The organism is Rathayibacter sp. AY1F8 (assembly GCF_002932165.1).
Classification (GTDB): Bacteria; Actinomycetota; Actinomycetes; order Actinomycetales; family Microbacteriaceae; genus Rathayibacter.
On record NZ_PSVB01000005.1, the window covers coordinates 71635 to 83331 of the forward strand.

The window sequence follows — 11697 nt, forward strand, 5'->3', positions numbered from 1 at the left end:
GCACCCCGTACGCTGATCGCACTCATGCGCGAGCCCACCCGATCCCCGCGACGCGTCGCCGCGGTCCTGGCCGCCCTCGCACTCCTCCTCTCGGGCTGCGCGAGCACCACTCCCGTCTCGGAGCCGGTGGCGCAGGCGCTCGGAGCGGCACCTGCACCCGACTGGTCCGGCGTGAGCGTGACGGCCGACGTCGTCTACGACGCGAGCACCGGGCAGAGCGTCGACGTCTGCTCCTCCCCTGCCCCGTCGGCGGAGCCGCGGCCCGCCGTCCTCGTCGTGCACGGCGGCAGCTGGGCCCGTGGAGGCAAGGCCGACGCGAACTGGCGCCCGATCTGCCAGTGGCTCGGATCGGAGGGGTTCGTCGCCGTCTCGGTCGACTACCGCCTCGCGCCCGCCGCCGTGTTCCCCGCGCAGCTCGACGATGTGACGGCCGCCCTCGACTGGCTGCTCGAGCCGGAGCAGACCGCGCGCTTCGGCATCGATCCGGAGCGGGTGGCGGCCTTCGGCGGCTCGGCCGGCGGCAACCTCGCCTCTCTGCTCGGCACGCTGCCGTCGACCTCGTCGCGCCTGGCCGCCGTGGTCGACCTGAGCGGTCCCTCCGATCTCAGCGCCGCCGGCCTCGCCGACGACGACCCGGTTGTCGGAGTCGCGGCCGCCGTGCGCAGCTACCTCGACTGCGCGGACCTCGCCTCCTGCCCCGCTGCGACCGCCGCCTCGCCCCTCGCGCAGGTGGACGGCTCCGAGCCGCCGTTCCTCATCGCGCACGCGGCGCACGAGCGGGTCGCGCTCAGCCAGTCGACCCGCTTCGCGGAGGCGCTGCGCGGAGCGGGCTCGAGCGTCGACCTCCTCGTCCTCCCCGGCTCGCTGCACTCGATCGCGCTCCTCGACGACGCTCTGCGTGCTCGGGTCGTCGAGTTCCTCCGCGCCCACCTGGGCTCGTGAGCGGAGTCGTCGTCCGCCTCGAGGACGCAGCCGGAGCGGAGGGCCTCCTCGCCGCGGTCCCGCCCCCGCACGCCCGCGTCCTGGTCGCCCGGATCGACGGGGCGGCGTCCGGCGTGCTGGTGCTCGCTCCCGGCCCGGACGACTTCGCCGAGGTGCTGGAGCTCGTGGTCGCCTCCGTCCACCGGCGCACGGGAGTCGCCCGACGGCTCGTCGCGGCGGCGGAGTCGTGGGCGCGGGTGCAGCGGATCCGCACGCTGCGCCTGGCCGCCGCTCCGGAGCTCGCCCCAGCGGCCGGGGCGCTCGGCTTCACGGCGATCGACGGCTTCGGAGCCCACGTCGGCGACGACGCGGTGCTCTGCTTCGCGCGTCCGGTCTGAGCAGCGCCCGCTCCGAGGCGTGTGCCGCTCCCGAGAGGCGGCCCCGCCTCGTCCGGCGCGCACCCCCGCCGTCAGTCGATCGAGCAGCCCGGCTCGTCCGACAGTGCCCGCTGGATCCGGGCGCGGTGCTCGTCCGACATCGGCGGCAGCGCGTCGGGCGCGAACCAGCCGACCTCGGTCGACTCGTCGTCCGCGACGTGGGCCTCCCCCGAGATCCAGCGGCAGCGCACCACGTGGTCGAGGTACTGCGAGCGGTCCCCGTTGGGGTACTGCATCGGTGGGAGGGTGTGCACCTGCACGAGGCGCTCGACCTCGATCTCGACGCCCGCCTCCTCCTGCGCCTCGCGGCGGGCGGTGCCGGCGACGGTCTCGCCCGGGTCGATGATCCCGGTGACGGCCGTCCAGGCGCCGGTGTCGGCGCGCCGGACGAGCAGGACCTCGAGCGCCGGCTCCTCGCGGAGGATCACCGCGGTCACGCCGGTGAGCCAGAGCAGCTCGGTCCCGATCCGCTCGCGCAGTCGCAGCACGAAGTCGGGAGTCGCCATCAGTGCTCTTCGGGTCGGAAGTCGAACGCGACGATGCCGGCCGTGTCGACGAACGGCCCGACGAACTCCTTGAACGCGTCGTGCGCCGGATCCCAGTGCGCGGGGTCCTCGACGGCCGGCCGGCCCAGGTAGTAGTGCAGGTCGCCCTCGGAGGAGAAGGTCAGCAGGAACGCGCGGTCGAAGCCCTCGCCCGCGCCCTCGATGCTCAGCTGCGGCCCGGTCTCGATCGACTCGATGTAGGGCCGTCCGTCGCGGACGCACTCGTCGGCCAGGGCGAGGAAGCGGCGGGTGACCTCGTCCGCCTCGGCGACCAGCGCCGTCGGGCGGAAGCGGATCAGGACGAGGTGCCGGAGCGTGCCCGGGCGGAAGTCGCGGGCGACGAAGCGCTCCGGACCGATCTCGTCGAGGACCGCGGTGGCGCGCTCCGGGCCGCTGCGCCAGCGCGAGCCGACCGTCCCGGCCGCATCCCTGATGTCCGTCATGCCGACGCCTTCCCGGCGCGGGCGGCACGCCGCCGCTCACGATACCCCTCGACAAGGTTGTAGACGACGGGCAGGACCACGAGGGTCAGCACCGTCGAGGACACCAGGCCGCCGATCACGACGATCGCCAGCGGCTGCGAGATGAAGCCGCCGTGGCCCGTGATCCCCAGCGCCATCGGCAGGAGGGCGAAGATCGTCGCGAGGGCGGTCATCAGGATGGGCCGGAGCCGCCGCTCGGTGCCGTGCAGCAGCGCCTCCCGCACCGGCATCCCGCGATCGCGGTACTGGTTCACCAGGTCCACGAGCACGATCGCGTTGGTGACGACGATGCCGATCAGCATCAGCACGCCGATCAGGGACGGCACGCCCAGCGGCACGCCGGTGATCACCTGCAGGAGGATCGCGCCGGTCGCCGCGAACGGCACGGACACGAGCAGGAGCAGCGGCTGCAGGAGCGAGCGGAACGTCGCCACCATCACGACGTAGACGATCAGGATCGCGACCAGCAGCGCGATGCCAAGCTGCGAGAACGCGTCGGCCTGGTCGGCGGTCACTCCGCCGAGGGAGGCGTCGACACCGGCCGGAAGCGCCGTCGCGTCGATCGCGTTCTGCACGGCGACGTTGGCCGAGGCGAGGTCGTCGCCCTCCGGGGTGACGGTGATGGTCGCGGTGCGCTGCCCGCGCTCGGTGGTGATGCTCGCCGGACCGTCCGTCTGCTCGACCGCCGCGAGGGTGGAGAGCGCGACGGTGCCGGTGAGGGTCGGCACCTCGAGGTTCCGCAGCTCGTCCACGGTGGCCGGCGGCTGCCCGTCGGCCAGGTAGATCGAGAGGGTGCGGTCGTCGATCACGACGCTGCCGACCTGGCTGGGCTGGAGCGCCTGGCTGACGATCGTGCCCACGGCGACCTCGCTGAGACCCGCCCGGGCCGCGGCGTCGCGGTCGACCCGCACCGCGATGTAGGGCAGCGAGGAGGAGAGGTTGCTCTCGGCCTGGCTGATCCCGTCGGTCCCGCGCAGGGCCTCGAGGAGCTGGTCGCTCGCGCTCTGGAGGTCGCTCTGCGAGGCGGTCGAGAGGTCGACCTCGATGTCCGAGGAGGCGCCGAAGCCGGAGGAGGCGGCGACGCTGATGTCCTCGGCCGAGGCGACGCCCGACAGCGCGTCGCGGACGTCCGCCTGCACGGCCTCCTGGTCGGCCGACTCATCGGTGGTGACGGAGTAGCGGATCGAGGTGCCGCCGCCGCCTCCCCCGCCGAACGCGCTCTGCAGGCCGCCGGAGGAGCCGACGGTGAGCTGGACGGTCTCGACTCCGTCGACGCCGAGGATCGCCGTGCTCGCCTGCTGCGCCGTCGCGTCCTGCGCGTCGAGGCTCTGGCCGACGGGGACCGTCTGGGTGACGGTGAAGGTGTCCTGCCCGCTGGAGCCGAGGAAGTTCGTCTTCATCAGCGGGTACAGCGCACCGGTCCCGACGAGCACGAGCAGCGCGAGGAGGACGGTGACGACCGAGTGCTTCAGCGTCCAGTGGATGATCGGGCCGTACACCGACTGCAGCCCGCGCGCCCGCCGGGGAGCGGCGTGGGCGCCGTGGTGCGGGGCCTCCTCGACCGGCGCGGCGGTGTCGGCCGGGACCCCCGAGGCGGGTGCCCCTCCGGCCGCCGCGCGCTCCTCCGCGAGCGCCGCCTGCGCGGCCTGGCGCACCGCCGGTCGCTTCGAGGGGCGGAGGAACCAGTAGGCGAGCACCGGCACGATCGTCAGCGCCACCACGAGTGAGGCGAGCAGGGCGATCGACACGGTCAGCGCGAAGGGCCGGAACAGCTCGCCCGTGGTGCCGCCGACGAACGAGATCGGCAGGAACACCGCGACCGTGGTGATCGTGGAGGCGGTGATCGCGCCGGCGACCTCGCGGACGGCGACCGCGATGGTCCGGGCCCGGTCCTCACCCGCGTCGAGGTGCCGCTTGATGTTCTCGATCACGACGATGGAGTCGTCGACCACACGGCCGATCGCGATGGTGAGCGCGCCGAGGGTCAGGATGTTGAGGGTGTAGCCGGCCGTCTGCAGGCCGATGAACGTGATCAGCACCGAGGTCGGGATCGAGATGGCCGTGACCAGGGTCGAGCGCACCGAGAGCAGGAACAGCAGGATCACCAGCACGGCGAAGACGAGGCCGAGCGCCCCCTCCTGCGCGAGCGACGCGATCGACTCCTGGATGTAGGGCGCCTGGTCGAAGACCGGGGTGAAGGCGGCGTTGTCGCCGATCGACTCCTCGAGGTCCGGGAGCAGCGCGGCCACGCCGGTCGACACGTCGACGGTGTTCGCGGCCGGGAGCTTGGTGATCGAGAGGGTCAGGGCGGGCTGGCCGTTGACGCGCGAGATCGAGGTGACGGGGGCGTCGGTGACGGCGACGGTCGCGACGGAGCCGAGGGTGGTGACGGTCGGCTCTGCGGTCACGGCCGCGACTCCCGCCGCCGCTCCGGCCTCGGAGCCGCCGGCGGAAGCCCCGGCACCCGCGGAGGCACCCGCGCCCGCTGACGCACCGGCGCCGCCCGCACCCGCGGAGGCACCTGCGGACGGCAGCAGCGGCAGCGCCGCGATCGCGTCGGTCGAGTCGAGCTTGACGCCCGACTGCACCGAGAAGGTCGACCCGTCCTGGGTGATCTGTCCGCCCGCGACGAGCACGCCGTTCTGCTGCAGGGCCGAGCGGATGTCGCCGGTCGAGAGGCCGGCCGCGGCGAGCGCCGCGTCGTCCGGGGTGATCGTGACGCGCTGGGCGGTCTCGCCGACGAGCGCCGCCTCGCGCACGCCCTCGACCTTCTCCAGGTCCGGGATGACCGTGGTGCGCAGGCGCTCGGCCAGCGCGTCCGCGTCGCCGTCGCTCGACACGGCGAGCTGCAGCACCGGCAGGTCGTCGAGGGAGCCGGTGACCACCTGCGGGTCGACGCCGTCCGGGAGCGTGCTCTTGATCCGGTTGATCGCCTGCAGGATCTTCTGCTCGGCGGTGGCGAGGTCGGTGCCGTAGGTGAAGGACGCCGAGATGAGGGAGGAGTCCGTGGAGGACGTCGCGCTGGTCGTCTCGAGCCCCGGCACCCCCTGGATGGCGGTCTCGATCGGCGTCGAGACGTCGTCGTTGACCACCTCCGGAGCGGCGCCCGGGTAGGACGTGACGACGGCGAGCTGCGGGAAGGAGATCGACGGCGCGAGCTCCTGCTTGAGCCCGGTCAGGGCGACTCCGCCGAAGACGGCGATGACGACAGTGACGAGCGCGATGAGCGCCCGGTTCTTCATGCTGAGGACCGCGAGGAGATGCACCCTCCGAGTCTTCCATCAGCCGACTGAGTGTTGGGAGGGACGCGGCGTTCCGGGGCGTGCGACGGGGCGACCGGCGCCACCGGCCGGCCCCGGACGCCCTCAGCCCAGGCGGACCTCAGCCGTCGACGACCCGACGGGGAGGCTCACTGCAGCGCCCGCCCCGGCGCTCGAGAGCGCGAAGTCCCCGGCGAAGGCCCGGACGCCGACGCGCCCCTCGGCGTCCGTCCGGAGCACCGTCGGCTCGAGCCACCAGTCCCCGCGGATCCGCGAGCGCAGCGCCTCGTAGGCCGGCTTCGGGCTCCCGTCGCGGCGGAGGAACCCGCCCGGCGCTCCGAGCCAGGCGCCGGCGTCGTCGAAGCCCCAGTAGGTGATCGCCTCGACCGCCGGATGCGCGACCAGCGTCTCGTAGTGCCGCACCATCTCGTCCGCCTGCCGCGCCTCCCCCTCCGGGGTGGTCGGCCAGTCCTCGACCACGTGGTCGTTGAGGTCCTCGATCTCGGCGGGCATCAGCTCGCCCGAGACGAGGGTGGTCTCGGTCCAGTGCAGCGGCAGGCCGAAGCGCGCGAACCTGTCGCAGATCGCCGTGATCTGCTCCTCCCCGCGGAACCCCTGGTGCATGTGCGACTGCAGGCCGATCGCGTCGGGCCGGATCCCGGCCTCGAGCACGTCCTCGATCAGCCGCTCGTACTCGGGCCCGAGGTCGAAGTCGTTCAGCACGAGCACCGGTCCGGTGCCGAGGCTGCGCGCCTCCGAGAAGGCCAGCTCGACCATGCCGACGCGTCCCTTCTCGCGGGCGAGGCGGGTGACGGCGTTCGTCACGCCGTCCGGCTCGTTGGCGAAGCGCGGCATGATGACGACCTCGTTGATCGCGTCCCAGGTGTCGATCAGCCCGGCGAAGGCGCCCACCTCCCGGCGGATGCGCGCGCGGAGGAGCTGCTCGGCCTCGTCCAGCGGCAGCGCGTCGAGCCACTCCGGCTTCACGTAGTGCCAGACCAGCGGGTGCCCCTTGAGCCGGACGCCGTCCGCGGCGAGCGCGCGCGCCTCGGCGAGCACCTCCTCCGTCGCGGTGCGGCCGCGCTCCGGCTCGAAGCGGCCCCAGTAGACGGGGAGCGTCGCCGTGTCGAACAGGTCGAGCCAGAGCCGGCGCTCCTCGGCGCGCGCAGGGTCGGTGCTCGGAGGGGTGCAGCCGAAGGCGAAGGCGTGGCGGCGCTGCTCGACCGTCACGTCGGCGTGGGCGAGCGGAGCGCCGTCGGCACCGAGGACGGTGACGAGGGCGTCGGCGAGACGGGGGCTGAAGTCGGTCATGCGGGGCCTCTCAGGCGGGGTGGCGCTCGTCGAGCGCCGTGTACTCGGATCGGGTGAGCGGGAGGACCGCTCCGTGCTTGGTGTCCTCGGGCAGGTCGAACTCCTCCGCGAGCTCCCAGTGGCCCGAGGCCGGGTCGGTGCTCGTGTAGGCGCGGTAGCCGTAGGGGCGGAGGGCGTACTGGTCGACCCAGAGCGACCAGCGCTCCTCGCGGTGGTGCCGGAAGACCAGCGGCCCCTCGATGCTCGGGCCGAGCTCCTGCCCGATCCCCCGGGCGACGGTGGCGAAGTCGTCCGCGAGGAGGGAGGAGCCGACCTGCTGGAACACCTGCATCGTGTCGGGGGCGTCGTCGTGCTGCTTGGCGAAGCGGTGGACGGCCGTGCCCTCGATCAGCAGCGTCATGTCGATCACTCCGCCGGGAAGCCGCAGGTAGGTCTCGGGCTCGGTGAACGTGCGGAAGTCGCGCGTGCGGGAGAGCAGGATGCGGCTGTCGCCCGTCTCGCCGGTGGCGGGGTCGCCGTCCTCTGCCAGGCCGGAGGACCAGTGCACGAGGAAGTCGCCCGAGACCGGGTCGTAGACGGACTCCGGCGCCCAGGCCATGCCCGCGCCCTCGGGAGCGACGGCGACCGCGCGCGGCTCGGACCACTCGAGGAGGTCCGGGGAGTCCCAGACCACGAGGTCGCGGCTCCCCCGGTGCCGGTAGAGGTCCCAGTCCGGGCCCTCGGGCCGCCAGACGCGGAGGTCGGTGGCGACGAGGTGGAAGCCCCGCGGCCCGCGGACGATGTGGGGGTCGCGGACGCCGCCCGTGCCGCCGGTCCACTCCAGCACCGGCCCGAGCGCTCGCCAGCGCAGCGGATCGTCGCCCCGGCTGAGCGAGAAGAAGATCTTCTCGCTGTGGCCGGTCCGGTCCTCCACGAAGTGGACCAGCAGGTAGCCGTACCCGTCGCTCATGAGAGAACGATCTCACACGCTCGGCGGGCACTCCACCTCAGACCACGTCGGCGAGGTACCCCGGGTCGGCCGCCGGGTGCCGGGCGACCTGCGCCCACGCCGTCGCGAGCGCCTCCACGGCCCGGTCGGTCGCCTCGGGCGAGTAGCCGATCGGGATGCGGAGGAAGCGCTCGAAGGCGCCGTCGATCCCGAAGCGCGGGCCCGCGGTGATCAGCAGGCCCGCCGTCCGGGCGGCGAGCGCGAGCTGCGAGCTCGCCGGCCGGCCCAGGCCCACCCAGGTGGAGAGGCCGCCCGAGACCCGCGGCACGCTCCACTCCGGGATCGCGCGCGCCAGGGCCGCCTCGAGGTGGTCGCGGCCGGCGCGCAGCTGCGAGCGCCGCAGCTCCAGCACGCCGTCCATCCGGCCGAGCATGTCCGCGACCAGGAGCTGCTCCAGGATCGGCGTGCCGAGGTCGCTCGCCGAGCGCGCCAGCGCCAGCTTGCGGATCACCGCCCGCTCGGCGCGGATCCAGCCGATCCGGATGCCGCCCCACAGCGTCTTGCCGACGGAGCCGATCGAGAGCACCGTCCCCTCGGGCCCGTAGGCGGCGAACGGCAGCGGCGTCATCCGCCGGTCGATATCGAGCTCGGCCGTCGTCTCGTCGGCGATGATCAGCGTGCCCTGCCGGGCCGCGGCGGCGATCGCCCGCTCCCGCAGCTCGGGGGCCATGGAGCGGCCCGTCGGGTTGTGGAAGTCGGGCATCAGGTAGGCCAGGCTCGGGCTCGTGCCGCGCAGCGCGGCGATCAGGCCCTCTCCGTCCCAGCCGTCCGCCCCATCGACGTTCACCGGCACGAGCCGCGCGCCGGCCAGCCGGAGGGCCTCGTAGGCGTGCGGGTAGGTCGGGGCCTCGATCAGCGCCCGGTCGCCCCGCGCGAGCAGGGTGCGGGCGACGAGCGCGATCGCGTGCTGCGCGCCGATGGTCACCATGATCTGGCCGGGCTCGGTGCGCAGACCCCGCGCGGTGTAGCGCTCGGCGACCGCGCGGCGCAGCACCGGCAGGCCGACCGTGTCGTAGGAGCCGGAGTCGAAGTGCTCGGGGGCCGCCTGCGCCGCGCGGGTGTACGCCTCGGCCAGCTCGGGGACGGCGGGCAGTGCCGCCTTGGTGAAGTCGAGGAAGTCCGGCGCGAGCGAGGGCACCGCGTGCACGGCCGCTCCCGGCAGGCGGGTGACGCTGCCGGAGCCGCGCACGCTGACGAGGTAGCCGCTGTCGCGCAGCTCGCGGTACGCGGCGGCCACGGTCGTGCGGCTGACGCCGAGGCGGGCCGAGAGCTCGCGCTCGGCGGGCAGGCGGCTGCCCGCGGGGATGCGGCCGTCGATCCCGAGGAGGCGGATCCGGTCGGCCAGCGCGAGGTAGGCGGGCCGGGTGCCGCGCTGCTCGCACCAGTCGCCGAGGAGGGTCTGCAGGGCGCGCGCGCCGAAGTGGACATCAGCCATGCGTCCAAGGTAGCCGGATTGGACCGCGCGAAGAAGGCCAATGTCGCGCTGTGATGAGTCCATGACGCTCACCGCTCCCGTCGCCGCCGCCGCTCCCCCGGCTGGCCAGTGGCGCCTCCGACCCGTGCCGCGCCTGCTGGTGGGCCTGATCCTCTACGGATTCGCCGACGCGATGATGATCCGCGCGGCGATCGGCGTGGACCCGTGGACCGTCTTCGCCCAGGGGGTCGCGCACCAGACCGGGCTCGGGATCGGACTGCTCACGAACGTGATCGGCCTGCTCGTCCTGCTGCTGTGGATCCCCCTCCGACAGCGGCCCGGTCTCGGCACCGTGCTGAACGTGCTCGTGGTCGGCACGATGATCGATGTCGGGCTGCGCGTGCTGGCGACGCCGGAGGAGTGGTGGGCCCGCGGCCTGCTCTTCGCCGGAGGCCTCGTGCTTCTGGCGGTCGCGAGCGGGATCTACATCGGCGCCCACCTCGGTCCGGGGCCCCGCGACGGACTGATGCTGGGCCTGCACACCCGCACGGGCCTGCCGATCTGGGTGGCGCGCTCGGGCGTCGAGCTCACGGTGCTGCTCATCGGCTGGGCCCTCGGCGGCGACGCCGGCCTCGGCACCCTCCTCTTCGCGGTGCTGATCGGGCCGCTCTGCTCGGTGACCCTGCCTCTGCTCGGGGTGCGGAGGCACTGACCCGCGCACGACGGAGGCCCCGCCTCCCGGATCGGTTCCGGGAGGCGGGGCCTTCGCGATCGGATCGGCTAGCGCTTGGCCGCGATCTCCGCGCGCATCCGCGACGCCTCGTCGGAGTCCTGGATCGAGGCGATCCCCTCGGTGATCGAGGTCCCCGACGCGGGGGCCTCGTGCTCGTCCGCTCCGAGCGTGGTCTCGTCGAAGGGCGAGCGCCCGCCGAGCACCTCGCGGACCTGCACCATGTCGATCTGCTTGGTCCAGGTGCCCACGAGAAGGGTGGCGACCGCGTTGCCGGTGAAGTTGGTGACCGCGCGGGCCTCGGACATGAAGCGGTCGATGCCGACGATCACGCCGACGCCGTTGACCAGGTCGGGACGGAAGGACTGGAGGCCGCCGGCCAGCGTGGCCAGGCCCGCTCCGGTGACGCCCGCGGCGCCCTTCGAGGCGATCATCATGAAGAGGAGGAGGCCGATCTGCTCCGGGATCGACATCGGCGCTCCGGTGGCCGAGGCGATGAACAGCGACGCCATCGTGAGGTAGATCGCCGTGCCGTCGAGGTTGAAGGAGTAGCCGGTGGGCACGGTGATGCCGACGACGGGCTTGGAGACGCCGAGGTGCTCCATCTTCGCGATCAGGCGGGGCAGCGCCGCCTCCGAGGAGGAGGTGCCGACGATGAGCAGGTACTCGCGGGCCAGGTACTTCATCAGCGAGAAGATGCTGACGCCGGTCACCAGGCGCAGCAGCAGGCCGAGGACGACGACCACGAAGATCGCGCAGGTGATGTAGAAGCCGATCATCAGGGTGGCGAGAGCGACGACCGCTCCCCAGCCGGTCTTGCCGACGACCGCGGCGATGGCGCCGAACGCGCCGATCGGGGCGACCCAGAGCACCATCGAGAGGATGCGGAAGACCAGGACCTGGAGCTGCTTGATCGCTCCGAGGATCGGCTGGCCCTTGGCGCCCATCTTCTGCAGTGCGAAGCCGACGAGCAGCGCGACGAAGAGGGTCTGCAGGATGCTGCCGTCCACGAGCGAGGAGAACAGCGAGACGGGGATGATCCCGAGGACGAAGTCGCTGGTGCTCTCGGCCTTGAGGTCGCTGGTGTCGTAGGTGGCGCTCGAGATGTCGAGGCCCTCGCCCGGGTGCAGGATGTTGCCGACGACGAGGCCGATCGCCAGGGCGAAGGTCGACATCACGATGAAGTAGCCCAGCGCGAGTCCGCCGACCTTGCCGACCGTGGCGGCCTTCGCGATGGAGCCGATGCCGATGACGATGGTGCAGAAGATGATCGGCGCGATCATCATCTTGATCAGTCCGACGAAGGCCTTGCCGACGGGCTCGAGCGTCGCCGCGAAGGCGGGAGCGACGAGTCCGACCACGACGCCGGCGACCACGGCGATGATGACGGCGATGTAGAGCCAGTGGTTCCGGTCGATGCGCCGCCGGGTCTTCGGAGGGGTGACCGCGGGGATCAGCCGGTCGGACGGCGTCTGAGGCGTCTTCGCCATGGGGGTGTCCTTCTCTTCGTCGAGGTGAGGGGGTAGGACGATGGTGGCCCCGCCTCCGGAGCCCGGCACGGTTGCGTTCATACTGTTCACGGCGGGGCGCCCCGAGCGCTCGCTCACGA

General features: G+C 73.1%; 10 protein-coding genes. 3 read left to right on the forward strand and 7 right to left on the reverse strand.

Features of this window, described 5'->3' with window-relative positions; genetic code table 11:
• The first annotated feature begins 24 nt into the window (after positions 1-24).
• Together C5C35_RS05860 and C5C35_RS05865 are read left to right on the forward strand one after the other, a co-directional pair.
• The gene (locus C5C35_RS05860; RefSeq protein ID WP_104223819.1) at positions 25-942 is read left to right on the forward strand and encodes an alpha/beta hydrolase; all 918 of its coding nucleotides are present in this window, start codon (positions 25-27) and stop codon (positions 940-942) included.
• Positions 939-1319 (forward strand): GNAT family N-acetyltransferase, encoded by a 381-nt coding sequence (locus C5C35_RS05865; RefSeq protein ID WP_104246893.1) that lies wholly within the window; start codon positions 939-941, stop codon positions 1317-1319. The genes C5C35_RS05860 and C5C35_RS05865 overlap by 4 nt, the downstream gene beginning before the upstream one ends.
• Before the next feature lie 71 nt (positions 1320-1390).
• On the opposite strand, the gene C5C35_RS05870 is transcribed toward C5C35_RS05865, so the two are convergent.
• From C5C35_RS05870 to C5C35_RS05895, 6 genes are all read right to left on the reverse strand, one after another.
• Positions 1391-1864: an NUDIX domain-containing protein gene (locus C5C35_RS05870; RefSeq protein ID WP_104246894.1), complete on the reverse strand. Its 474-nt coding sequence runs from the start codon at positions 1862-1864 to the stop codon at positions 1391-1393.
• Positions 1864-2346, reverse strand: coding sequence for a Dabb family protein (locus C5C35_RS05875; RefSeq protein WP_104246895.1), 483 nt, complete (start codon positions 2344-2346; stop codon positions 1864-1866). Before C5C35_RS05875 ends, C5C35_RS05870 begins: the two co-directional genes overlap by 1 nt.
• A complete protein-coding gene (locus C5C35_RS05880; RefSeq protein WP_104246896.1) occupies positions 2343-5651 on the reverse strand; it encodes an efflux RND transporter permease subunit in 3309 nt (1102 codons plus the stop codon). The genes C5C35_RS05875 and C5C35_RS05880 overlap by 4 nt, the downstream gene beginning before the upstream one ends.
• A 99-nt stretch (positions 5652-5750) precedes the next feature.
• Positions 5751-6956 carry an endo-1,4-beta-xylanase gene (locus C5C35_RS05885; protein WP_104246897.1) on the reverse strand — a complete coding sequence of 402 codons (1206 nt, stop codon included), beginning with the start codon at positions 6954-6956 and terminating at the stop codon, positions 5751-5753.
• 10 nt (positions 6957-6966) lie between these two features.
• Complete coding sequence (locus C5C35_RS05890; protein WP_104262742.1) at positions 6967-7905, reverse strand: glycoside hydrolase family 43 protein; 939 nt, start codon at positions 7903-7905, stop codon at positions 6967-6969.
• A 37-nt stretch (positions 7906-7942) separates the two neighbouring features.
• Positions 7943-9379 carry a PLP-dependent aminotransferase family protein gene (locus tag C5C35_RS05895; RefSeq protein ID WP_104246899.1) on the reverse strand — a complete coding sequence of 479 codons (1437 nt, stop codon included), beginning with the start codon at positions 9377-9379 and terminating at the stop codon, positions 7943-7945.
• A 61-nt stretch (positions 9380-9440) separates the two neighbouring features.
• Between C5C35_RS05895 and C5C35_RS05900 the strand changes: the two genes are divergently transcribed.
• The gene (locus C5C35_RS05900) at positions 9441-10070 is read left to right on the forward strand and encodes a YitT family protein (protein ID WP_374953113.1); all 630 of its coding nucleotides are present in this window, start codon (positions 9441-9443) and stop codon (positions 10068-10070) included.
• Positions 10071-10138: 68 nt separating this feature from the next.
• On the opposite strand, the gene C5C35_RS05905 is transcribed toward C5C35_RS05900, so the two are convergent.
• Positions 10139-11578, reverse strand: coding sequence for a cation:dicarboxylate symporter family transporter (locus C5C35_RS05905; protein ID WP_104223811.1), 1440 nt, complete (start codon positions 11576-11578; stop codon positions 10139-10141).
• Positions 11579-11697: the final 119 nt, after the last annotated feature.